This is a genomic window from Kordiimonas aquimaris, assembly GCF_025574485.1.
Lineage (GTDB): Bacteria > Pseudomonadota > Alphaproteobacteria > Sphingomonadales > Kordiimonadaceae > Kordiimonas > Kordiimonas aquimaris.
On the sequence record NZ_JAOBPO010000003.1, the window covers coordinates 118,230 to 142,295 of the forward strand.

At 44.6% G+C, this 24,066-nt stretch carries 23 protein-coding genes and 3 tRNA genes; 25 read left to right on the forward strand and 1 reads right to left on the reverse strand.

Annotated features, from left to right (window positions below):
• Nucleotides 1-67: 67 nt before the first annotated feature.
• The 4 genes from lon (at nucleotide 68) to OEU88_RS10280 (ending at nucleotide 3,254) form a co-directional block, all read left to right on the forward strand.
• Nucleotides 68-2,485 (forward strand): endopeptidase La, encoded by a 2,418-nt coding sequence (gene lon / locus OEU88_RS10265; protein WP_262695077.1) that lies wholly within the window; start codon nucleotides 68-70, stop codon nucleotides 2,483-2,485.
• Nucleotides 2,486-2,645: 160 nt separating this feature from the next.
• Nucleotides 2,646-2,921, forward strand: a complete 276-nt coding sequence (locus tag OEU88_RS10270) for an HU family DNA-binding protein (RefSeq protein WP_262695078.1) — start codon at nucleotides 2,646-2,648, stop codon at nucleotides 2,919-2,921.
• A 142-nt stretch (nucleotides 2,922-3,063) separates the two neighbouring features.
• Nucleotides 3,064-3,139: transfer RNA gene (locus tag OEU88_RS10275), tRNA-Val, on the forward strand.
• Nucleotides 3,140-3,178: 39 nt separating this feature from the next.
• Nucleotides 3,179-3,254 (forward strand) — tRNA-Val (locus OEU88_RS10280).
• A gap of 182 nt (nucleotides 3,255-3,436) precedes the next feature.
• Here OEU88_RS10280 and OEU88_RS10285 read toward each other — a convergent pair.
• A complete protein-coding gene (locus OEU88_RS10285; protein ID WP_262695079.1) occupies nucleotides 3,437-3,598 on the reverse strand; it encodes a YqaE/Pmp3 family membrane protein in 162 nt (53 codons plus the stop codon).
• Nucleotides 3,599-3,882: 284 nt separating this feature from the next.
• Between OEU88_RS10285 and OEU88_RS10290 the strand changes: the two genes are divergently transcribed.
• From OEU88_RS10290 to proS, 21 genes are all read left to right on the forward strand, one after another.
• Nucleotides 3,883-3,959: transfer RNA gene (locus OEU88_RS10290), tRNA-Asp, on the forward strand.
• 251 nt (nucleotides 3,960-4,210) lie between these two features.
• Nucleotides 4,211-4,576: an NADH-quinone oxidoreductase subunit A gene (locus tag OEU88_RS10295; protein WP_394805260.1), complete on the forward strand. Its 366-nt coding sequence runs from the start codon at nucleotides 4,211-4,213 to the stop codon at nucleotides 4,574-4,576.
• Nucleotides 4,567-5,118, forward strand: a complete 552-nt coding sequence (locus tag OEU88_RS10300) for a NuoB/complex I 20 kDa subunit family protein (protein WP_262695081.1) — start codon at nucleotides 4,567-4,569, stop codon at nucleotides 5,116-5,118. The genes OEU88_RS10295 and OEU88_RS10300 overlap by 10 nt, the downstream gene beginning before the upstream one ends.
• 64 nt (nucleotides 5,119-5,182) lie before the next feature.
• Nucleotides 5,183-5,794: an NADH-quinone oxidoreductase subunit C gene (locus tag OEU88_RS10305; protein WP_262695082.1), complete on the forward strand. Its 612-nt coding sequence runs from the start codon at nucleotides 5,183-5,185 to the stop codon at nucleotides 5,792-5,794.
• Nucleotides 5,794-6,972 carry an NADH-quinone oxidoreductase subunit D gene (locus tag OEU88_RS10310; protein ID WP_262695083.1) on the forward strand — a complete coding sequence of 393 codons (1,179 nt, stop codon included), beginning with the start codon at nucleotides 5,794-5,796 and terminating at the stop codon, nucleotides 6,970-6,972. The genes OEU88_RS10305 and OEU88_RS10310 overlap by 1 nt, the downstream gene beginning before the upstream one ends.
• Nucleotides 6,969-7,568, forward strand: coding sequence for an NADH-quinone oxidoreductase subunit NuoE (gene nuoE, locus OEU88_RS10315; protein ID WP_262695084.1), 600 nt, complete (start codon nucleotides 6,969-6,971; stop codon nucleotides 7,566-7,568). Before OEU88_RS10310 ends, nuoE begins: the two co-directional genes overlap by 4 nt.
• Nucleotides 7,568-8,848, forward strand: coding sequence for an NADH-quinone oxidoreductase subunit NuoF (gene nuoF, locus OEU88_RS10320; protein WP_262695085.1), 1,281 nt, complete (start codon nucleotides 7,568-7,570; stop codon nucleotides 8,846-8,848). The genes nuoE and nuoF overlap by 1 nt, the downstream gene beginning before the upstream one ends.
• Nucleotides 8,849-8,875: 27 nt before the next feature.
• Nucleotides 8,876-10,927, forward strand: a complete 2,052-nt coding sequence (gene nuoG / locus OEU88_RS10325; RefSeq protein ID WP_262695086.1) for an NADH-quinone oxidoreductase subunit NuoG — start codon at nucleotides 8,876-8,878, stop codon at nucleotides 10,925-10,927.
• On the forward strand, nucleotides 10,920-11,987 hold the full coding sequence (gene nuoH, locus OEU88_RS10330) for an NADH-quinone oxidoreductase subunit NuoH (protein ID WP_262695087.1): 1,068 nt from the start codon (nucleotides 10,920-10,922) through the stop codon (nucleotides 11,985-11,987). Before nuoG ends, nuoH begins: the two co-directional genes overlap by 8 nt.
• An 11-nt stretch (nucleotides 11,988-11,998) precedes the next feature.
• Nucleotides 11,999-12,487, forward strand: a complete 489-nt coding sequence (nuoI, locus tag OEU88_RS10335) for an NADH-quinone oxidoreductase subunit NuoI (protein ID WP_262695088.1) — start codon at nucleotides 11,999-12,001, stop codon at nucleotides 12,485-12,487.
• 14 nt (nucleotides 12,488-12,501) lie between these two features.
• Nucleotides 12,502-13,143 (forward strand): NADH-quinone oxidoreductase subunit J, encoded by a 642-nt coding sequence (locus OEU88_RS10340; RefSeq protein WP_262695089.1) that lies wholly within the window; start codon nucleotides 12,502-12,504, stop codon nucleotides 13,141-13,143.
• Nucleotides 13,144-13,152: 9 nt separating this feature from the next.
• Nucleotides 13,153-13,461, forward strand: coding sequence for an NADH-quinone oxidoreductase subunit NuoK (gene nuoK, locus OEU88_RS10345; RefSeq protein WP_262695090.1), 309 nt, complete (start codon nucleotides 13,153-13,155; stop codon nucleotides 13,459-13,461).
• Between the two features lie 4 nt (nucleotides 13,462-13,465).
• A complete protein-coding gene (gene nuoL / locus OEU88_RS10350; protein WP_262695091.1) occupies nucleotides 13,466-15,403 on the forward strand; it encodes an NADH-quinone oxidoreductase subunit L in 1,938 nt (645 codons plus the stop codon).
• A 15-nt stretch (nucleotides 15,404-15,418) separates the two neighbouring features.
• Nucleotides 15,419-16,954 carry an NADH-quinone oxidoreductase subunit M gene (locus OEU88_RS10355; protein ID WP_262695092.1) on the forward strand — a complete coding sequence of 512 codons (1,536 nt, stop codon included), beginning with the start codon at nucleotides 15,419-15,421 and terminating at the stop codon, nucleotides 16,952-16,954.
• An 11-nt stretch (nucleotides 16,955-16,965) separates the two neighbouring features.
• Nucleotides 16,966-18,417 carry an NADH-quinone oxidoreductase subunit NuoN gene (gene nuoN / locus OEU88_RS10360; RefSeq protein WP_262695093.1) on the forward strand — a complete coding sequence of 484 codons (1,452 nt, stop codon included), beginning with the start codon at nucleotides 16,966-16,968 and terminating at the stop codon, nucleotides 18,415-18,417.
• A 35-nt stretch (nucleotides 18,418-18,452) separates the two neighbouring features.
• The gene (locus OEU88_RS10365) at nucleotides 18,453-19,187 is read left to right on the forward strand and encodes a biotin--[acetyl-CoA-carboxylase] ligase (protein ID WP_262695094.1); all 735 of its coding nucleotides are present in this window, start codon (nucleotides 18,453-18,455) and stop codon (nucleotides 19,185-19,187) included.
• Between the two features lie 38 nt (nucleotides 19,188-19,225).
• On the forward strand, nucleotides 19,226-19,999 hold the full coding sequence (locus OEU88_RS10370; RefSeq protein WP_262695095.1) for a type III pantothenate kinase: 774 nt from the start codon (nucleotides 19,226-19,228) through the stop codon (nucleotides 19,997-19,999).
• 1 nt (nucleotide 20,000) lies between these two features.
• Nucleotides 20,001-21,680: a ribonuclease J gene (locus OEU88_RS10375; protein WP_262695096.1), complete on the forward strand. Its 1,680-nt coding sequence runs from the start codon at nucleotides 20,001-20,003 to the stop codon at nucleotides 21,678-21,680.
• A gap of 21 nt (nucleotides 21,681-21,701) precedes the next feature.
• Nucleotides 21,702-22,106 (forward strand): methylmalonyl-CoA epimerase, encoded by a 405-nt coding sequence (mce, locus tag OEU88_RS10380; protein ID WP_262695097.1) that lies wholly within the window; start codon nucleotides 21,702-21,704, stop codon nucleotides 22,104-22,106.
• 2 nt (nucleotides 22,107-22,108) lie between these two features.
• On the forward strand, nucleotides 22,109-22,351 hold the full coding sequence (locus tag OEU88_RS10385) for a DUF1467 family protein (protein ID WP_262695098.1): 243 nt from the start codon (nucleotides 22,109-22,111) through the stop codon (nucleotides 22,349-22,351).
• A gap of 387 nt (nucleotides 22,352-22,738) precedes the next feature.
• Nucleotides 22,739-24,052: a proline--tRNA ligase gene (proS, locus tag OEU88_RS10390; protein WP_262695100.1), complete on the forward strand. Its 1,314-nt coding sequence runs from the start codon at nucleotides 22,739-22,741 to the stop codon at nucleotides 24,050-24,052.
• Nucleotides 24,053-24,066: the final 14 nt, after the last annotated feature.

Consider the following 24,066-nt stretch of genomic DNA (forward strand, 5'->3'; position numbering starts at 1 on the left):
TTCCAAAGCATCAAAAATACTCTAAACCTTGAAGTTAAGTATTATTTATTGTCCGAAAGTATCAAATATGTCTGAAACTTTACCAGAAGACACCAATTCAGTATTTCTACCAGTTCTACCGCTCCGTGACATAGTTGTCTTTCCACATATGATAGTTCCGCTATTTGTCGGCCGCGATAAATCCGTTCGCGCACTTGAAGAAGTTATGGCAAAAGACAAGCAGATATTACTGGTTGCGCAAAAGCATGCAGGTGATGATGACCCAACACCTGAAGATGTCTATGAAATAGGCACTGTTGCTTCAGTTCTTCAACTCCTCAAATTACCTGACGGTACTGTAAAAGTACTGGTTGAAGGCTTTAACCGAGCAGAGATCAACGAATTTGTACGCGTAGACGACTACTTTGAGGCCAAGGCTACTTTGCTTGCTGGCGAGATAGCTGAGGAAGATGAAGTGGAAGCACTGGCTCGTACTGTGGTCACTCAGTTTGATAATTATGTTAAGCTAAATAAGAAAATTCCAGCCGAAGTATTAGTGACTATCGGTCAAATAGATGACCCAACCAAGCTTGCAGACACAGTTGCCAGCCATTTGGCCTTGAAGATAGAAGACAAGCAAAAACTACTTTCTACAGTTTCAGTAACTGAGCGATTAGAACAAATTTTCAGCTTCATGGAAGGTGAAATCGGAGTTCTTCAGGTAGAGAAAAAAATTCGCGGCCGTGTGAAGCGTCAGATGGAAAAAACACAGCGCGAATATTATTTGAATGAGCAAATGAAGGCCATTCAAAAGGAACTCGGCGAGAATGATGACAGCCGTGAAGAAACACAAGAACTCGAAGAGAAAATAGCAAAGACAAAGCTTTCCAAAGAAGCACGCGAAAAAAGCTTGGCTGAGTTGAAAAAGCTCAAGTCTATGAGCCCTATGTCCGCAGAAGCTACCGTAGTACGTAATTTTCTGGATTGGATGCTAGGAGTTCCATGGAACAAGAAAAGCCGCGTTCTTAAAGATATAAAGAAAGCAGAGTCTATTCTTGACGAAGATCACTATGGTCTTGAAAAAGTAAAAGAACGTATCGTTGAATATTTAGCGGTGCAACAAAGGGCGAAAAAGCTCAAAGGGCCAATACTTTGTTTAGTTGGCCCACCGGGCGTTGGTAAGACCTCTCTCGGTAAATCTATAGCCAAGTCAACAGGCCGGGAATTTGTGCGCTTCTCATTGGGGGGTGTGCGCGATGAAGCTGAAATACGTGGTCATAGAAGAACTTACATCGGTTCTATGCCTGGTAAAGTAATGCAGTCAATGAAGAAGGCAGGGACCACTAATCCGTTATTCTTGTTTGATGAAATTGACAAAATGGGCCAGGACTTCCGCGGAGATCCAGCCTCAGCCTTGCTTGAAGTATTAGACCCGGAGCAAAACAGTAAGTTCAATGATCATTACTTGGAGATCGATTACGATTTATCCAATGTAATGTTTGTTACCACAGCAAACTCATTAAACATGCCTCGTCCGCTATTGGACCGAATGGAAATTATTCATCTGTCTGGCTACACAGAAGATGAGAAGCTTGAAATTGCAAAAAGACACTTAATACCAAAACAAATTCGAGATCATGGCCTTCGCGAAGGAGAGTGGTCAATATCTGATGGCGCACTTAAGGACGTTATTCGTTATTATACACGTGAAGCCGGCGTACGTAGTTTAGAACGTGAAATTGCGAAGCTTGCCCGCAAAGGCCTTAAAGAGATTGTTGAAGGTTCGAAAGAGAAGATTGTTGTAACATCTCGTAATCTTAATATTTATGCAGGCGTTCAGCGCTTTCGTTATGGCCTTGCTGAGGAAGATGACCAAGTTGGAGCAACGACAGGTTTGGCATGGACTGAAGTTGGTGGTGAACTGCTAACGATAGAATCAGTCACTGTTCCTGGTAAAGGGCTTGTCAAACAGACAGGTAAACTGGGCGATGTGATGAAAGAATCGATACAAGCAGCCTGGTCTTATGTGCATTCTCGCTGCATTGAATTTGGTATTCATCCAAAATTCTTCGAAAAAAGGGACTTACATATACATGTTCCAGAAGGTGCGACTCCAAAAGATGGCCCATCAGCAGGCGTCGCCATGTGTACATCGATGGTTTCTGTCCTAACAGGGATAGCGGTTAGAAAAGATATAGCCATGACCGGGGAAGTGACACTGCGAGGTCGTGTATTGCCGATCGGCGGTCTAAAAGAAAAGCTTTTGGCCGCACGAAGAGGCGGAATTACTAAGGTATTGATACCAAAAGATAACGAAAAAGACTTGGTTGATATTCCAGACAATGTGAAGAAAAGCCTTGAAATTGTTGCAGTTTCTAGCGTGGACGAAGTACTCGAGCATGCACTTGTGGCACCACTAGAAGCCATGGAGTGGGACGAAGCAAAAGCGCTTGAAGAAATGAAATCAAGCGGCCCTTCAGGTAAGGATGAAATGACGACTCATTGACCCCTTGTGCTTAAAAAGAAAAAATTCAAGTAAAAAAAACCTAAAAACCGCAGTTTTCTGCGGTTTTTTGCTTTGACAATTGGAAAACTACAAGACTACACTGCCTTCGCATTTCGGGGATCATTCCCGGGATTAGCTCTTCAACTCAGAGGGGGATACCTTGAACAAAAATGATTTGATCGCAAGCGTTGCTGATGCAGCGGAACTTTCTAAAGCAGATTCTGGCAAAGCAGTTGATGCTGTTTTCGATGCAATTTCAGGCGCACTAGCTTCTGGCGGTGACGTTCGTCTTGTTGGTTTTGGCACATTCTCAGTTGCAAATCGTGCAGCTACTAAAGGCCGTAATCCACGTACTGGCGAAGAAATTGATATTCCTGCGTCTAAGCAGCCTAAATTCAAGGCAGGCAAGGGTCTTAAGGATGCTGTGAACGGTTAATACCTTCACAATATTTTTGAGGAAGCGGCGGGGAATTTTTCTCCGCCGTTTTCTTTTTTGCACTGAAATATTCTTTAAAGCGAAAATAGGGCTGGACAGCGATATAATTATTGCCTAAAAGCGCGCTCACTGTAGTGGTTACGGGCGATTAGCTCAGTTGGTAGAGCATCTCGTTTACACCGAGAGGGTCGGCAGTTCGAGCCTGTCATCGCCCACCATTTCCACACATTACAGGATTAATCCTGTTCCTAGAAGATGGGCGATTAGCTCAGTTGGTAGAGCATCTCGTTTACACCGAGAGGGTCGGCAGTTCGAGCCTGTCATCGCCCACCATCTTCTTATAAGATCAATATAATTAAACACTCATGGCTTTTGATGAGCTTAGCGGCCCATATAGCAGGTGAGGGTGCCGTATATTGCTTTTTGCCCGGCAATTAATTAACACTGACTACCGAGAACATGATCTCCATAGTCAGCATTATTTCACCTGAGATGTTTCAGTGCACGCGACAGGGTTAGTCTATTTTCAAGATAACCCAAATGGCGTGAATGATGCCTGGCACGTAACCAAATAATGTTAAGACAATATTCAACCAGAAATGTAGACCGATTCCGACCTGCAAAAATACACCAACTGGTGGAAGAATTATTGCTAATATGATTCTAAGTATATCCATTTGAAGTCCCCGTTAAAAAATCTACCCCCTCCAAAATCATATAAGTGAATCATGCATAGCTGCAATATGTTCTTTAATTTTGGGCTAGTAGTTTTTGTTTGTTATTTTGTTTATCAGTCTCAAAGTCCTTACTATAGGCTCTTTATAGAGTGGGATTACTATAGAAAGATAGCTTTAGTGACAGCCGCAAATACATAAAAACTGCATTATCATAATATTTCTTAAAAAAGGTGATTGACACAGACAGTGCCAAAGCCTAAACACCGTCCCGCAACAAGCGACGCGCGGGTGTAGCTCAGTTGGTTAGAGTGTCGGCCTGTCACGCCGAAGGTCGCGGGTTCGAGCCCCGTCACTCGCGCCACTTGTTTGCGAAAGAATGATCAATCATTCAATGAAAGCGTATCACTTCGGTGGTACGCTTTTGTTTTTTACCTACTTTTCAAATAACTTCGATTTATTCCAACGAATTAGCGTTTGATAAGGCTTTCCTTAACCAATTATCTGCCTATACTCTACAACGATGGCTTTTCGGCAATTTCTCTCTTTACTGATGAGGATTGGGCCGATAAAAGAGCCGCAGTATTTAGGGCCAATCATAAAGAGGGGACTCCAATGGAGTCATTGCTCATAGAATATTTCCCAATCCTTGTTTTTTTAGGGATTGCTATTGCTTTCTCCGCAATATTCGTTGGAGCAGCGATGTTACTTGCTAATCAAAACCCAGATGATGAAAAACTCTCCGCCTACGAATGCGGATTTGAGGCATTTGAAGAATCACGTAATCAGTTTGATGTACGCTTCTATCTGGTAGCCATCTTATTCATCATCTTTGACCTTGAAGTTGCCTTCTTATTTCCTTGGGCAATCACACTTGGTGATATTGGCGTTTATGGCTTTTGGTCCATGATGGTGTTTCTTGCTGTGCTAACTGTAGGTTTTGTTTACGAGTGGAATAAAGGAGCATTGGAATGGGAGTAGTCAGCCCAAATCACCCTGCCGTTCGTGAAAATGGTGACAATCCGGCGGAAACTCAATTTTTTCAAGGCTTGAACGAAGAGCTGACAGACAAAGGCTTTGTTGTCACCTCTCTCGAGGACCTTGTTACGTGGGCCCGCACAGGTTCCTTATGGTGGATGACGTTCGGTTTGGCTTGTTGTGCTGTAGAGATGATGCACACGAGCATGCCTCGCTATGACGTGGAACGATTTGGCTTTGCGCCACGTGGTTCGCCGCGCCAAAGTGACGTTATGATTGTTGCCGGTACGCTGACCAACAAAATGGCGCCGGCAATGCGTAAGGTTTACGATCAAATGTCCGAGCCACGCTACGTGATCTCTATGGGCAGCTGCGCAAACGGTGGTGGATATTATCACTATTCTTATTCAGTTGTGCGTGGCTGTGACCGTATTGTTCCGGTTGATATATATGTGCCTGGGTGCCCCCCAACAGCGGAAGCCTTGTTATACGGTATCCTACAATTACAGCGTAAAATCAGACGCACTGGCACTTTTGAGCGATAATAATTTAAACCTCACCTAACAGTGAGATCAATACCATCACGCCTCGGTAAGAGAGTGGAAAGTAATGCAAGATATAGCAGACCATATAAGTCAAGCCATCGAGAATGACATTGTTTCAGCGTCAATTAAACACGGTGAACTTACACTTGTAGCACGTGCTGATCATATCACGCAGGTTTTGACATTTCTTAGGGATGATCAGACTTGTCTTTTTAAGCAATTAATAGACATAACCGGGGTTGACTATCCTGAGCGTGCTAAACGATTCGATGTTGTCTACCATTTACTTTCACTTGAATTAAATCAGCGTGTTCGAATTAAAATTGAAACTGACGAAGACACACCAGTACCAAGCGCAGTCAGTGTATATGCTGCTGCGGGTTGGTTCGAGCGTGAAGCCTGGGATATGTACGGCATTTTCTTTTCTGGCCATCCAGATTTGCGCCGTATGCTTACTGATTACGGATTTAAAGGGCATCCATTACGCAAAGATTTCCCTCTAACTGGCTTCGTTGAGTGTCGTTATTCAGAAGAAGAAAAACGTATTGTTTACGAACCTGTAGAATTGAAGCAGGAATTTAGAGACTTTGATTTCATGAGCCCATGGGAAAGCGCAAAGTATATCCTGCCTGGTGATGAAAAAACAGATGCCAACAATAATAGCGGTGATTCATAATGGCTGAAGTTGATATCAAAAATTATTGCTTGAACTTTGGACCACAACACCCTGCAGCGCATGGCGTTTTGCGAATGGTGATGGAGCTTGATGGAGAGGTTATTGAACGGGTTGACCCTCACATTGGTCTATTGCACCGTGGCACCGAAAAACTAATTGAGCACAAGCAATACCTCCAAGCTATGCCATATTTTGATCGGCTTGATTATGTTGCGCCGATGAATCAAGAACATGCGTTTGTGCTGGCGGTAGAAAAATTGCTCGGCGCAGAAGTACCAGAGCGTGCTCAGTATATTCGTGTGTTGTTCAGTGAAATAGGGCGTGTTCTCAATCATCTCTTAAACTTAACAACTCATGCACTTGATGTTGGCGCTCTTACGCCGATTCTCTGGGGTTTTGAAGAGCGTGAAATTCTTATGGAGTTTTACGAAGCAGTTTGCGGTGCGCGTTTACACGCAGCTTATTTCCGGCCTGGCGGCGTTCACCAAGATATGCCTAAAGGTCTGGACGAGCGCATAATGGCTTGGACGGAAAGCTTTCCCAAAACATTACAAGATATGGAATCATTGCTGATTGATAACCGAATATTCAAGCAGCGGAATGTAAATATTGGTTCCATAACTGTTGATGATGCAATGACTTGGGGTTTTTCAGGTCCAATGCTCAGAAGTGTTGGCGTTCCTTGGGATTTACGAAAGTCCCAGCCCTATGAAGTTTACGACAAGATGGATTTTCAGGTTGCAGTTGGCACATCTGGAGACTGTTATGATCGTTTCATGCTTCGCATTGCAGAGATCAGAGAATCCTTGAAGATTATCCGTCAGTGTATCGAGAGGATGCCTGAAGGACCTGTGATGTCGCTGGATAATAAAATAGCGCCTCCGAAGCGGGCTGAAATGAAGCAGTCAATGGAAGCACTAATCCATCACTTTAAATTATACACCGAAGGCTTCAAAGTTCCTGAGGGTGAAGTATACGCTGCCGTAGAAGCCCCTAAGGGGGAATTTGGTGTGTATCTCGTTTCAGATGGTTCTAACAGGCCTTATAAATGTAAAATACGCGCACCTGGCTTTGCTCATTTGCAAGCGATGGACTTTATGTGTCGCGGCCACATGCTTGCTGATGCACCTGCAGTGCTTGGCGCGATGGATATTGTATTTGGTGAGGTTGACCGATGACTAATACAGCCAAATTCGAGTGGACTGCTGAAAACGAAAAAGCAGCGCAGAAACATATATCAAAATACCCTGAAGGCCGTCAGCAAAGCGCTGTTATGCCATTACTTGATATTGCACAACGTCAAAATGGCGGGCATCTAACTATCGAGATTATGGAATTTATTGCTGCCTACCTAGGAATGGCACCTATAAAAGTTCAAGAAGTTGCAACTTTCTACACAATGTATAATCACAAGCCTGTTGGTAAGCATCACGTACAAGTATGCGGCACTACACCATGTTGGCTTCGCGGTTCAGATGAAATAATCGGCGCTTGCAAAAAACAACTTGGTATAGGCATGGGCGAAACCACTGCAGACGGACAATTTACATTGTCAGAAGTTGAATGTGCAGGAGCATGCGTTAATGCCCCGGTTTTTGCTATCAACGATGACTATTACGAAGACCTAACCGCTGAAAGTGCTACAGAAATTCTAAAAGCACTAGCAGATGGTAAAACTGTAAAGCCTGGACCTCAAACAGACAGACAAACCAGTGCACCTCTTGGCGGCGCTACCACGCTCTCTGATTTTATTAAAGACGGGGAGAGTGCATAATGTTAGCCGATAAAGACCGCATATTTACCAACCTATACGGGCACCAAAGCCCTGGTATTGAAGCTGCAATGAAACGTGGTGACTGGGATGGCACTAAGTCTCTGATTGAAAAAGGTCGAGACTGGATTATTGGCGAAATGAAAGAGTCTGGTCTACGTGGTCGCGGCGGAGCCGGCTTCCCAACTGGCTTGAAATGGTCTTTCATGCCGAAAGAGTCAGATGGTCGTCCATCGTATCTTGTTGTTAACGCTGATGAAGGCGAGCCAGGGACCTGTAAAGACCGTGACTTAATGCGTCACGATCCACATAAATTAATCGAAGGCTGCTTGATAGCTGGTTTTGCTATGAACGCTGTGGCTGCTTACATCTACATTCGCGGAGAATTTTACCGTGAAGCAGAAGCGCTGGAATCAGCAATTGAAGAAGCCCGCAAAAAAGGTTTCCTAGGTAAAGATGCTTGTGGCAGTGGCTACGCTTTTGATGTGTATGTTCACCGCGGTGCAGGCGCATATATTTGCGGAGAAGAAACCGCACTTATAGAAAGCCTTGAAGGTAAAAAGGGTCAACCAAGACTTAAACCGCCATTTCCAGCTAATGTTGGTGTTTGGGGCTGTCCAACCACCGTGAATAATGTTGAGTCTATCGCGGTCGCGCCAACGATTTTGCGTAGAGGCGGCACATGGTTCGCCGGGCTTGGTCGTCCTAACAATACAGGAACAAAGGTTTTCTGCATTTCAGGCCATGTTAACAACCCTTGCAATGTTGAAGAAGAGATGGGTATTCCTTTGAAGGAGCTCATTGAGAAACATGCTGGCGGCGTTCGTGGTGGTTGGGATAATTTACTTGCTGTCATCCCTGGTGGATCGTCAGTGCCGGTTTTGCCCAAAGATGTATGCGATACAGTCTTAATGGATTTCGATAGCTTACGCGATGTCCAGTCAGGGCTTGGCACAGCCGCTGTGATCGTAATGGATAAATCTACCGATATTGTTAAAGCAATTGCTCGGTTATCCGAGTTCTACAAGCACGAGAGTTGCGGACAATGCACCCCTTGCCGTGAAGGTACAGGGTGGATGTGGCGCGTAATGGAACGCTTGGTTGAAGGAAGCGCTGATAAGTCTGAAATTGACATGCTTCTTGAAGTAACAAAGCAAGTTGAAGGACATACTATTTGTGCCCTCGGCGATGCTGCTGCTTGGCCTATTCAAGGGTTGATGCGCCACTTCCGCGGTGAAGTGGAAGCGCGTATCGATGCCTATCAAGCCAAAGCTGCTGAATAGTAACGGCGCGCGGATCAGGAGAGATCGATGCCCACGCTTACGATTGACGGAACAGAAGTTACTGTAGACCCTGGTACAACAGTACTGCAGGCATGTGAGGAAGTAGGCGTTGAAGTGCCTCGCTTCTGCTATCATGAACGCTTGTCTATTGCTGGCAATTGCCGCATGTGTCTTGTTGAAATGGAAAAAGCCCCAAAACCGATTGCTAGCTGCGCTATGCCTGCAGGTGATGGTATGATTATTCACACAAACACTGAGCTGGTTAAGAAGGCGCGTGAAGGTGTGATGGAGTTTTTACTTATCAATCATCCACTGGATTGCCCAATTTGTGACCAGGGCGGTGAATGTGATCTGCAAGACCAAGCCATGGCTTTCGGCCGCGGTCGTAATCGTTTCGATGAAAACAAACGTGCAGTTGAAGATAAAGAAATGGGCCCGCTTATTTCTACAACGATGACACGTTGTATCCACTGCATGCGCTGTGTACGGTTTTCAGAAGAAGTTGCCGGTGTTCCAGATATGGGTGCACTTTACCGCGGTGAAAACATGCAAATCACCACTTACCTTGAGAAAACGCTTGATAGTGAAATGTCAGGTAATGTCGTGGATTTATGTCCGGTTGGTGCGCTTACGTCCAAACCATATGCATTTACTGCACGTAGCTGGGAGCTTAAGCATACTGAAACAATTGATGTTATGGACGCGCTGGGCTCTAACATTCGCGTAGATACGCGCGGCGCTGCTGTAATGCGCATTTTACCACGTTTGCATGAAGAGATTAATGAGGAATGGATTTCTGACAAAACCCGATATGTATTTGATGGGTTAAAATCTCGCCGCCTCGACAAAGCTTATGTACGTAAGAATAAAAAACTAACTGAAGCATCATGGGCCGATGCTTTTGCAGCCATCAAGAAAAAGCTGAAGGCTATAAAAGGCAGTGAAATTGCAGCAATTGCCGGTGATCTTGCTGACATGGAATCCATGGCTGCTTTAAAAGACCTTATGGGTACGCTAGGTAGTAAACGCGTAGAGTGTCGCCAAGACGGTGCAGCACTCGATGCCAGCATCCGAGCCGGTTATGTGATGAACTCAGGTATCATGGGAGTTGAAGACGCTGACTATCTCCTGTTGGTTGGTACCAACCCGAGGTTGGAAGCACCAAGTCTCAATACACGGATACGTAAAGCCGTACGCCATATGGGCCTTAAAGTTGCTAACATTGGTTCCTCAGAGGATTTCACATATCCAACGACTGAATACGGCAACGATGCTAGCTTGCTGAAAAAAGTACTCGGTGGCAGACACGAAATATCTAAAGCCCTCAAAGCAGCTAAAAACCCAATGATTATCGTTGGGCAAGGAGCCCTTACGGGCGCAAGCGGTAGTGCTGTCCTAAAAACGGCGCACGACATTGCTGATAAATACTGCATAAAAGACAACTGGAACGGTTTTAACGTCCTCCATACTGCGGCTGCTCGTGTTGGGGGGCTTGATCTTGGCTTAACCACTCAGGGCGGCATCCGCTCTATTGTGGAAGACGCTCAAGCTAAAAAACTAAAGGCTGTGTTTCTTTTAGGTGCTGACGAGATTGATACATCAGTTTTCAAAGACACATTTGTTGTCTACGTTGGCACACACGGTGACGAAGGTGTTAAAAACGCTGACGTTATTTTGCCTGCCGCTGCTTACACAGAGAAATTCGGTAGTTATGCTAATACTGAAGGACGTTTTCAGCGTACAGACAAGGCAACGTTTGCACCAGGAGACGCGCGTGAAGACTGGACAATCTTCCGGGCTTTATCAGATGTAATCGGTAATACTTTACCGTACAACAATCTGAAAGAGCTGCGTACGCGCATCGCTAAGGACGTTCCAAATTTTGATGATTTAGACATGCTACATGTTAATTCTTGGGGTGATTTTGGTGTCGAAGGCGACATTAAAGATACTGAAATGCACGTAGCAGTTACCAACTTTTACCAAACTAACCCTGTAGCACGTTCCAGTCAGATCATGAGTGACTGTGTGGATGCGCGTTCAGAGTTGGCAGAGGAGGCAACGGGAACTCATGGTTGAAGCATTTTTTGAATGGTTCCCGACAACTTGGTTGGGCCTGTTTTTAGGAATAGAACAAACTTCGGCATTCTATTTTGTCGCAATTGTTCTTATTATTTTGGCAATAGTTCTGCCACTTTTGATTTCTGTAGCCTTTGCTGTTTACTTCGACCGTAAAATTTGGGCCGCAGTTCAATTGCGCCGTGGTCCAAACGTTGTGGGGCCATTTGGTTTACTACAGTCATTCGCTGATGGTCTTAAACTGTTTCTTAAAGAAACGATTATACCAGCTGGTGCTAACAAGGGAATTTTCCTTATTGCACCGATGATTACATTCACATTGGCGCTCATATCATGGGCAGTTATTCCTTTTGGTGCTCAAATGGCTATTGCCGACCTCAACGTTGGCATTCTCTATTTGCTGGCTATATCTTCACTTGGCGTTTACGGCATCATTATGTCTGGCTGGGCGTCGAATAGCAGGTATGCATTCCTTGGTGCATTGCGGTCTGCCGCACAGATGGTTTCTTATGAAGTGTCAATCGGCTTCGTACTAGTTTGTGTATTGATGGCTGTAGGCTCATTAAACATGACTGACATTGTAGAGGCACAGGCTGGTAGCATTTTGAATTGGTATGTATGGCCGTTTCTGCCAATTTTTGTAATTTTCTTTATTTCAGCACTAGCAGAAACAAACCGACCACCATTTGACTTGCCTGAAGCGGAAGCTGAATTGGTTGCTGGCTATCAAGTTGAATACAGCTCAATGGCTTTCGCATTATTTTTCCTCGGCGAATATGCAAATATTCTTTTGATGTCAGCGGTAATGGCAATTCTGTTCTTTGGGGGTTGGTATGCACCAATTCCAGTTCTTGATTTTATTCCAGGGTGGATTTGGCTGTTGATTAAAACGGGCTTTGGTTTCTGGATGTTTGCAATGGTGAAAGCATTTGTGCCGCGGTATCGCTATGATCAGTTGATGCGTTTAGGTTGGAAAGTATTCCTGCCATTATCTTTATTCTTTGTCGTAATGTATGCGAGCATCATGGTGTATGCCGACTTATTGCCGACTAACGGTTAGGGGGCTAGAAAATGACTACTGTAATTCGTGCGTTAGATAGCCTGTTGTTGCGAGAATTTATTTCCGCATTCTGGTTGTCTTTGAAGTATTTCTTCCGCGCAAAACATACAATTAATTATCCTTATGAAAAAGGCCCATTATCTCCTCGTTTTCGCGGCGAGCATGCTCTGCGTCGGTATCCTAACGGGGAAGAACGTTGTATTGCCTGTAAACTTTGTGAGGCTATATGCCCGGCACAAGCCATTACCATCGAGGCAGAACCAAGAGAAGACGGCTCAAGGCGCACAACACGTTATGACATTGATATGGTCAAATGCATTTATTGCGGCTTCTGTCAGGAAGCATGCCCTGTCGATGCAATTGTTGAAGGCCCAAACTTTGAGTTTGCTGCGGAGACACGCGAAGAGCTCCTGTATAACAAAGATAAACTACTTGCGAACGGCGAGCGTTGGGAGCGAGAAATCGCTGCAAACCTGCTTGCTGATGCGCCGTATAGGTAAGGAAAGATAGTCTTATGGATATTGCGCTTGCCGATCTTATTTTTTACTTGTTTGCCTCAATTACTGTGGCGTCAGGTTTATTGGTTATTTCCGCCAAAAACCCTGTCCATAGTGTTCTTTGGCTCATCCTTGCATTTTTCTCTGCCGCAGGCCTATTTGTGCTCATGGGGGCAGAGTTCCTGGCGATGTTGCTGATCGTCGTTTATGTAGGCGCCGTAGCAGTATTGTTCTTATTTGTTGTCATGATGCTCGACATCAATTTTACAGAGTTAAGAAAAGGGATGCTGCAGCACCTCCCTCTAGGTGGCTTGATTGGTCTTGTTTTGCTTGGTGAGTTGCTCACACTTGGCGTCGCATGGAACTTCGGTGACAATGTCGCTCAAAATGTTTCTGCGCCTACGCCAACATTGACTGATACCACTAACACTGAAGCATTGGGGCATCTGCTGTACACTGATTATATTTTTGTATTCCAAACATCCGGCTTAATCCTTCTGGTCGCCATGATCGGTGCAATTGTACTGACATTGCGTGATCGTCCAGGTGTGCGCCGCCAAAACATTGGCGCACAAAACCTCAGGAAACCAGCCGATGCATTTAAACTCGTTGACGTAGAAAGCGGCAAAGGTGTTTCCCTGTCGCAGAAGAAAGGTTAGGGCGCTGATATGAGCGTTGGGCTAGGACATTACCTGACTGTTGCCGCGATCCTGTTTGTTTTTGGGATATTCGGTATTTTCCTTAATAGGAAAAACGTCATCATTATTTTGATGTCAGTGGAATTGATGCTGCTGGCAGTTAACATCAACTTGGTCGCTTTCTCCACATTTCTTGGAGACATGGTTGGACAGGTGTTTGCCATGTTTATATTGACCGTTGCAGCTGCTGAAGCTGCAATTGGTTTAGCAATTCTTGTTGTATATTTCCGCAGCCGCGGTTCCATTGCGGTTGAAGATATCAACCAAATGAAGGGGTAGGGTTATGTTCTTTGAATCTATTGTCTTCCTGCCGCTTATAGGATTTCTGGTCGTTGGTATGTTTGGTCGTCAACTAGGTGATCAAACCAGCCAGATCCTGACATCACTGTTGGTTTCAATTGCTGCATTATTGTCATGGTTTGCATTCGCTGATGTTGCGCTAGGCGGCAACAAGCATACTGTTCATGTCCTGGATTGGGTTAATTCCGGCACGTTATCTTTCTCATGGGCATTTAAAATTGATACATTGACCGCGGTAATGCTGGTTGTTGTTAATTCAGTGTCAGCGCTCGTGCACTGGTACTCAATGGGGTATATGTCGGAAGATCCAGACAAGCCGCGTTTCTTTGCCTATCTATCCTTATTTACATTTGCCATGTTGATGCTGGTTACGTCAGACAATCTGGTCCAAATGTTCTTTGGTTGGGAAGGTGTAGGCCTTGCTTCATACTTGTTAATTGGGTTTTGGTTTAAGAAACCAAGTGCAAACGCTGCTGCAATTAAAGCGTTTGTTGTTAACCGTGTAGGTGATTTTGGCTTTGCTCTTGGTATTTACGGTGTATTTTTACTTACCGGCTCCGTTGAGTTTGATGTTATTTTTGCCAGCATTGCAAATTACGAACAAACAGAAATTGTATTTCTTGGTTCACAGTATCACGCTATCACGGTGATCTGCTTACTTCTGTTTATAGGCGCAATGGGTAAATCCGCTCAGCTTGGTCTTCACACATGGTTGCCTGATGCGATGGAGGGTCCGACACCTGTTTCTGCACTTATTCACGCAGCAACGATGGTAACAGCTGGTGTGTTCCTCGTGGCACGCTTTAGTCCCGTGTTCGAGTTTTCACCATTTGCCTTGACTGTTGTTACATATGTAGGTGCGGCAACAGCATTATTTGCAGCAAGTGTTGGTCTTGTGCAGAACGACATTAAGCGTGTGATCGCTTATTCAACATGTTCGCAGCTTGGCTATATGTTCTTTGCGCTCGGCGTTTCTGCATACGGTGCCGCTATTTTTCACCTATTTACACATGCTTTCTTCAAAGCACTTCTTTTCCTTGGCGCAGGGTCGGTAATCCACGCAATGCATCACGAGCAAGACATGCGTAAAATGGGGGGAATTTATAAAAAAATCCCCATTACTTATATCGTTATGATTATCGGCACTTTGGCAATAACCGGCGTCCCTTATCTTGGCTCAGGTTTCTTCTCAAAGGATATGATTATTGAAGCTGCGTATGCTGCAGATCGCCAAGGTGCTGAATTTGCCTTCGTTCTCAGTATACTTGCTGCATTGATGACCAGCTTTTATAGTTGGCGTCTTATTTTCATGACATTCCATGGCAAAACGCGTGCAGATGATCATACATTTGATCACGCACATGAAGGGCCATGGACAATGGTCATACCTCTTCTGATTTTGGCCGTTGGTGCATTTGGCGCAGGTGCGTTTTTCTATGATGCGTTTGTTGGTGATGGACGTTTCGCTTTCTGGAATGGTTCTCTAATTACAACAGCTGGTGATGTTCTTGATGCCGCTCATCATGTTCCATTTGCAGTAAAAGCAGCGCCGTTCATTGCCATGTTCCTTGGTTTGTTCATTGCCATAATGTTTTACATGCGCGGTTCTGATATTGCTCAACGCACGGCCAAAACATGGGACGGCCTATATGCCTTCCTTTTGAACAAATGGTACTTCGACGAACTTTATAATCTGATATTTATTCGCCCGGCCTTCTGGCTTGGCCGTATGTTCTGGAAGCGTGGCGACGAAGACACGATTGACGGCTTTGGACCTAACGGTGTTTCATCATTGGTGGCTAATGTTGCTGGTCGGGTACGTAAATTACAAACTGGTTATGTATATCATTATGCATTTGCGATGATAATTGGCCTTGCTGTCGTCGTGACTTGGTTCATGACACAAAGCGGCACGCATTAAGGGTTGGGACCAAGTATGTTTTTAGATAGTTTTCCTATGCTGACCTTAATGATGTTGGCTCCGATTGTTGGCTCTTTGGTTATTCTAATGATTAACCATAAAGATCAGGACATTGCCGACCGCAATATACGGTCCGTAGCTTTACTGACGACAATAACAGTTTTTGTCATGAGCATCTTCCTATGGGTTGGGTTTGACAATAACACTGCCGATTTTCAGTTTGTCGAGAAACACGACTGGATTGGGGATAGCATCAGCTACTATATTGGCGTTGATGGTATATCTGTCCTGTTTGTTGTGCTGACAGCCTTCCTGATGCCAATTGTTGTACTATCAAGCTGGGAAGCAATTGCTACACGCGTTAAAGAATACATGATTGCGTTTCTTATTCTTGAAACATTGATGATTGGCGTGTTTTCAGCGCTGGACATTTTCCTATTCTATGTCTTCTTTGAAGGTGGCCTCATCCCAATGTACCTGCTCATAGGCGTTTGGGGTGGTGCCAACCGTATTTATGCAAGTTTCAAATTCTTCTTATACACCCTCTTAGGGTCGGTTCTGATGCTGGTTGCGGTGCTGTATATGTACATGCAAGCGGGCACGACAGACATTCCTGTGTTGATGAATTATGATTTTGCGCCAGGTGTGCAAACATGGCTGTGGCTTGCATTTTTTGCATCTTTCGCAGTGAAAATGCCAATGTGGCCTGTACACACGTGGCTTCCTGATGCGCACGTACAGGCCCCAACAGGGGGTTCAGTTATTCTTGCTGGTGTACTACTGAAAATGGGCGGCTATGGCTTCTTGCGTTTTAGTTTGCCTATGTTCCCGGATGCTACGCACGAATTTGCATGGCTTGTATTTGCGTTGTCTATTATTGCTATTATATACACATCGCTTGTAGCGTTAGTACAAGAAGACATTAAGAAGCTTATCGCTTACTCATCTGTTGCTCATATGGGCTTTGTAACAATTGGTATTTTTGTTCTTAACCCAAACGGGATTGAGGGCGCGATTTTCACCATGTTAAGCCACGGTGTTGTTTCAGGTGCTCTTTTCCTGACTGTTGGTGTAATTTATGACCGATTGCACACTCGTGAAATCAGTCGCTATGGCGGCCTTGCCAATAATATGAAAATGTACGCCGTTATTTTTGTTCTGTTTTCAATGGCATCGATTGGTTTGCCCGGAACCAGCGGGTTTATTGGCGAATTCCTAGTCCTTAACGGTAGCTTTGCCTATAATAGCTGGATTGCCTTCTTTGCCGCTTTTGGTGTTATTCTTGGTGCAGCATATATGCTGTATCTCGTTCGACGCCTTATCTATGGCCCATTGGATAAAGACGATGTAAAGGCTATGCCTGATCTGTCGTTGAGGGAAAAAATCATATTTGCACCACTAGTGGCTGTTGTCTTGTGGATGGGCATATACCCAAATAGTTTCCTTGATCCGTTGCATGCCACAGTTGAAAATCTAATTGAAACACGTTTCTCGAATAATGTCGGCCATGCCGCTCAGGATGTAACTCCTGACGCTGCGGTTGGCCGTTAAGGAGCATACCGATGAACGGTAATATTCCCGAATTATTGCCAGTACTGCCAGAGATTGTTTTGGCGATTGGCGCAATGATCTTGCTAATGCTCGGCGTATTTCAAGGTAACAAAAGCTATAAACAAGTTGCAAACCTATCAGTATTGTTACTTGCGATTGCTGCACTATTAATGTTCACCCAAGTTGGCGGTGAACGACAAACTACCTTTAATGGTATGTTCGTAACCGATGCGTTTGCGGTATTCATGAAAACATTAACTTATATTGGTAGTGGCGTTGCGATATTGTTGTCTGGAAAGTTTCTTACTGAACACAAGATAGCTAAATTTGAATTCCCGATACTTATCATTTTTGCCACGCTTGGTATGATGATTATGATTTCAGCCAACAATCTCATGAGCTTGTACATTGGTCTGGAACTACAAAGCTTGTCACTTTACGTACTAGCGGCGATGAACCGTGATCGTTTGCGCTCAACTGAGGCTGGTCTGAAATATTTCGTATTAGGTGCGCTCAGTTCAGGCATGTTGTTATATGGTATCTCACTAATATATGGCTTTGCAGGGACAACAGAGTTCGATGTGCTTGCAACAAGTTTGCGTAGTGACGGAACGCCAGCAATTGGTATTGTTATTGGCCTGGTATTTTTGCTGGCAGGATTGGCATTTAAAATATCAGCCGTGCCATTCCACATGTGGACACCAGACGTTTATGAAGGTTCACCAACACCGGTCACTGCTTTTTTTGCGGCAGCACCAAAAGTTGCAGCACTTGCCTTGCTTGTACGTGTTCTTATTAACGGTTTTCCTGGCCTTACGCATGAATGGCAACAGGTTATTATCTTTATCTCAATTGCATCCATGTTAGTTGGTGCGTTTGTTGCCCTTGTACAAACAAACATTAAGCGCCTGATGGCTTATTCATCTATTGGGCATATAGGTTATGCTCTTGTCGGGCTTGCTGCCGGCACACAAGGCGGTATCGAAGCACTAATGGTATACATTGCAATATACCTGACAATGACACTAGGTGCATTTGCTGCCATCTTATCTATGCGTAAACCCGAAGGTATGGTTGAGGACATTGATGACCTAGCCGGTTTATCGCAAACTAATAAACCAATGGCCGTAGCAATAGCGATATTTATGTTCTCATTAGCTGGCATTCCTTTGCTAGCCGGCTTTTTTGGTAAATGGTATATTTTCCTTGCTGCCGTGGAAGCAGGATTAATTCCACTAGCAATTATTGGTTTTCTTGCAAGTGTCGTTGCCTGTTACTACTACCTACGTGTCATCAAGATTATGTTCTTTGATGAACCAACCGCTTCATTTGACGGCGAACACGGCGGCGCAGTTTCATTTGTTGTCGGTGCTGCTGCGGTATTGAATTCGCCTGTTAGTTTTCTGCTGATTTCACCACTTGTGGCAGCCGCTGCATGGGCATCCGGCGCTCTGTTATTTTAGTGACGACTAGTACAAACACAAATTGGGAAGCATTGGTGCCACAAGGCACTAATGCTTTTTTCATACCTGAATGCGACAGCACCAATACCCTTGCGGTAGAAGCTGGAAACAAAGGTAAAGTTGTGCCCAGTTGGTTCATAGCTGGCAAACAAAATGCAGGCAGAGGTCGTCGAGGCCGGCCATGGACATCAGAAACCGGTAATCTATTTTGTTCTTACCTTTTTCAACCTTCCGCTCAATTGTCGAATATAACACCTCTACCGTTTATTGTTGCCCTAGCTTTACGTGACACCCTTATCGCTCTTGGCTGCCACCCTGAACAGGTAAAATGCAAATGGCCGAATGATGTTTTGGTCAATGAACAAAAAATAAGCGGCATTTTAATTGAAAGCAGTACAGCCCACGCGGGCAATACAGGCTTTATCGTTATTGGTATCGGTGTAAACCTTGCACACACGCCTTCAGGCACACAGTTTATTGCGACATCGCTTACAGATATTCTGGATAAAACTTTAAGCCCGCAAACTGTGTTTAAAAAACTTGCCAAAAACTTAGCAGAACGATTGCAATCGTGGACGCAAGACCAGATGTCGTTGCTGGTTGAAGAATGGAGTGCATGTGCTTGGGGCCTTGGCAATCGCAGAGAGATTCGTACAAATGACGCTACTTTTCACGCCAGAGTGATGGGACTTGCGCCTGATGGTGCCTTAAAACTAAAGCTGGATGACGGCTCATCAAAGCAAATATATGCTGGTGACGTTTTTAAGTAAGCCTGATTTTAAGCACTAGGAAGAAAAGGACCACACAGATGTTGTTAACCATTGACGCAGGCAACACAAACACTGTCTTTGCATTGATTGATGGCAAAAACATTGTGGAACAATGGCGTATTTCAACTGGCGACCAACGTACAGCTGAAGAATATATGGTTTGGATTAGTCAGCTGATGGCGCTGCATAATCGTAAAACAGATGATGTTGAAGGTGCAATTATCGCGAGTGTTGTGCCTCAGGTTGTTTGGCCTCTTACACAGTTATGTAAAAAGTATTTTAACTGCAAGCCCATGATTGTCGGTGCACCAGATATCGACCTCGGCGTAGACGTACGAATAACCAATCCGCAAGAAGTAGGGGCTGACCGCCTTGTAAATGCTGTTGCAGCCAATGCAATATACGGCGCGCCGCTTGTTATCGTTGATTTTGGAACTGCTACAACATTTGATGTTGTTGGAGAAGACGGTGCGTACTTAGGTGGATTAATATGTCCTGGTATAAACCTGTCTCTCTCAGCTCTTCATCAGGCCGCAGCAAAATTACCTCGTATTGCCGTAATTGCACCCGACACAGATCGTGTTACAGGTAAGACAACACAAGAAGCTATGCAATTTGGTGTTTTTTGGGGCTATGTTGGCATGATTGAAGGATTAGTAGATCGGCTCAAGGCTGAGCATCGTGAAGATATGAAGATTTTGGCCACTGGTGGGCTTGCGCCTATTTTTGCAAATAGAACAGACGCAATTGATGAAGTTTCTGGCGAATTAACGCTTGAAGGCCTTCGCCTTATTTACGAACGGAATAGCTAATTTGGCTTATTTTTCAACTAACGATGATCGTTTGCTATTCCTACCATTAGGTGGATCCGGCGAAATTGGCATGAATTTGAATCTATACGGCCATAAAGGTAAGTGGCTCATGGTTGACTGTGGCATGTCATTCGCGGACGATCATTTTCCCGGCGTTGATCTCGTCTTTCCTGACCCATCCTTTATCGCAAGTGAGAAAGATCAATTACTTGGGCTGGTAGTGACCCACGGACATGAAGATCATATTGGTGCAATTCCATATATTTGGGACAGATTTGAATGCCCTATTTATGTTACCGCGTTCACAGCGGCTTTAGTGCGTGACAAGCTTCAAGAAGCAGGACTGACCGATCGTGTTGAGCTCCATGTTGTTAAAGCTGATGAAGCGTTTAAACTAGGCAGCTTCGAGATCACATATCTTGCGCTAGCACACTCCATTGCTGAAGGGCATGGCTTGGTTATTAAAACAGGTAAAGGTACACTTTTTCATACAGGTGACTGGAAACTTGATGATAATCCATTGATCGGACCTGTTTGTCCATCTGCCAAGCTAAAGGCGCTGGGAGAAGGGGGGGTTCTTGCGCTGGTTGGTGATTCAACTAACGTGTTTAACCTTGGCGAATCAGGCTCTGAGCTTGCGGTGCGCGACAGCTTAATTGCATTGTGCAAGGAAATGACTGGTCGCATTATAATCACTACGTTTGCATCAAATGTTGCGCGACTGGATACAGTTGGTGAAGTGGCTCGACAGACTGGTAGGCACCTCGTACTTCTTGGGCGCTCCATGCAGCGCATTAGTAAGGCCGCAATGGAAACGGGCTATCTGTCCAATTTTCCGCCAATGATGAACGAAGAAGACGCAGCGCATATCCCGCGCGACAAAGTACTTATCGTTTGCACAGGCTGTCAGGGTGAAAGCAGAGCGGCACTTTCGCGTATAGCACGCGATGAACATCGTCACCTTACGCTTTCCGAAGGCGATAATGTTATCTTTTCTTCGAAAATAATTCCTGGGAACGAACTCACACTTGGCCAGCTTTTCAATACACTTGCTGCGAACAAAATTAATGTCATTACTGAAAAAGACGAATTTGTCCATGTATCGGGGCATCCTGCGCAGGCTGAGCTCGCTAAAATGTACGAATGGACACGGCCTAAAGTAGCTATACCTGTTCATGGAGAAGCTAGACACTTACTCAAACATGCTGCTTTTGCACGCGCGCAAGGTGTTAAACATGCACTAGCGCCAAAGAACGGCGATGTTATTGAGATTACTTCTGAAGGTGCTTTTGTTGTTGATGAAGCGCCGGTTGGCCGGCTGATTCTTGATGGTGATGTCGTTACTGAAGCAGGTAATTTTGCTGTTACAGAGAGACGGCGGGCCAGTCAGCAGGGGTTTGTGACTGTAAGCCTTATTATAGCAGATGACGGTGTTGTTTCGGCAGAACCTCAACTTGCAATTTTGGGGCTACCTGCAAAAATACCGGAGCTATTATACGATACACTTCTAGATGCTGTCGAAGGTGCTATTGAACGAATGTCATCCAAAAAACGCCAAGATAATAACAGCGTCGAAGAAACAGTGCGCGTTGCTATCCGGCGTATTTGTCGCAGCTCTATCGGTAAGAACCCAGGTGTGGGAGTATTGATAACACGGCAAGATGAAATTGAATTTGCATAGTTATATTCAAGGGGAATACATGTGATTGGTAATCTAAATCATATTGCAATAGTAGTACCAGACCTTGCTGCTGCAAGCGAAGTATACCGCTCAACGCTAGGGGCCGATGTTTCTGATCCAAAAGACCTACCAGATCATGGTGTAACAACCGTATTCGTAAATTTACCGAATACTAAAATTGAGCTTTTGCACCCTTACGGTGAAAATTCACCAATTGCAAAGTTCCTTGAACGAAACAAAGATGGTGGCATGCATCATATTTGTTACGAGGTCGTCGACATTATCGCTGCAAGAGATAAGTTAAAGGCAGAGGGTGCTCGTGTTCTTGGCGACGGCGAGCCCAAGATTGGCGCGCACGGCAAACCAGTTTTATTTTTACATCCAAAAGACTTTTGCGGCACTTTGGTTGAAATTGAACAGGTGTAGACATGAATCCTGCAACCATTATTCTTGTTTACGTTATTGCGTGGTGGATGGTGTTTTTTGCAGCACTACCTGTCGGCGTTAAAGCCCAACACGAAAGCCCTGAAGATATGGTTAAGGGTAGCCCTGAGAGCGCTCCTGTTAATCCGAATTTGAAAACAAAAGCCAAAGTAACAAGTGTAATCGCTGCGGCGCTTACCATCGCATATTACTTTCTAGCCACGTCAGATCTTATAAATTTTCGGTAGTTTTGAATGTAATACATAATAAAAAAGCAAGGCTAAAATGCCTTGCTTTTTTAAATATCCAGACAGTGGTTTTTATCGCGTATATCGCAACCTACCGTATGAAGCACCCGTCCTCCCTGAGCGTGGACCACGTTAGCGTATAACCGCTTGTGCACTACATTCGTAGAAAATGATATTGATGTTGTCACCTGACATCTGCTTCGACGTCATCAATGTTCAGCTTTCTTTTCAAATGATGTGACTGATTTACAACATACCCGATAGCAACATGTTACATTGCCGTCCCACTTAAAATGCGAGATAATCATAAAACTCATTGCGTTAATTTACATTGAAGGCCAAAAGAAGCACTATTATTTAGCGTATCTAATTGGAAATGTATTTATCATGCGTTTAAGCCGTTATTTTTTGCCAACACTTAAAGAAACTCCTGCAGAAGCGCAGATAGCTTCACACAGGTTGATGTTGCGTACAGGAATGGTGCGCCAAGGAGCCGCAGGTATATATAGCTGGCTACCACTCGGACTGCGCGTTTTGAAAAAAATAGAAGCTATCGTTCGTGAAGAGCAAGACAAGGCAGGGGCAATCGAAATGCTGATGCCTACAATACAATCATCTGAACTCTGGGAGGAAAGCGGTCGCTACGAAGACTATGGCAAGGAAATGCTGCGCATTGAAGACCGTCATGGACGGCACATGCTCTTTGGGCCAACAAATGAAGAAATGATAACGGATATTTTCCGCAGGGAAATCAAGTCATACAAAGACCTGCCTATAAATCTTTATCATATTCAGTGGAAATTTCGCGACGAAATCCGACCTCGCTTTGGTGTCATGCGTGGGCGTGAATTCTTGATGAAAGATGCGTACAGTTTTGACTTAACACCAGAGGATGGTGTGAAGTCATATAATGCTATGTTTGTTGCTTACCTGCGTACGTTTGCGCGTATGGGCCTAAAGGCCATTCCAATGCGTGCCGACACAGGGCCAATTGGTGGCGATCTGAGCCATGAGTTTATTGTGCTGGCAGACACTGGGGAAAGCGAAGTTTTCTTTGATAAAGGCTTCGATAAGTTTGACCCACTAGCGGTTCAACCAAACTTCGGTGACGACCTTCAACCCATTGTGGACCAATGGACGAGCCTTTATGCTGCCACAGAAGAAATGCACGATGACACTAATTGCCCCGTAAGTGATGACAGTCTTATTAAAGGACGCGGTGTAGAAATTGGGCATATATTTTTCTTTGGTGATAAATATTCGAAACCTATGGGGGCATCAGTTCAAAATGCGGAGGGAAAACCTGTTGATGTTCAAATGGGCTCATATGGTGTTGGTGTTTCACGGTTAGCTGGTGCAATCATTGAAGCTAGCCATGATGATAACGGTATTATCTGGCCAGAAGCCGTTGCACCTTTCAAGGTTGGCCTGATGAACCTTGGCCCTAAAGATGAAAACTGCACAAAAACTTGCGATACTATATATGAAGAGCTTCAGGAAAAAGGCGTTGAAGTACTTTATGATGATAGAAGCGTTGGAGCAGGGGCTAAATTTACCAATATGGACCTTATCGGGCTACCATGGCAGATAGCTCTTGGTAAACGAGGGCTGGAAAATGGCGTAGCGGAATTGAAGAACCGTGTCACCGGCGAAAAACAAGAAGTTGCCATCAATGATATTGCGTCAAAACTCGCTTCATAATTAGATAAAGGAAC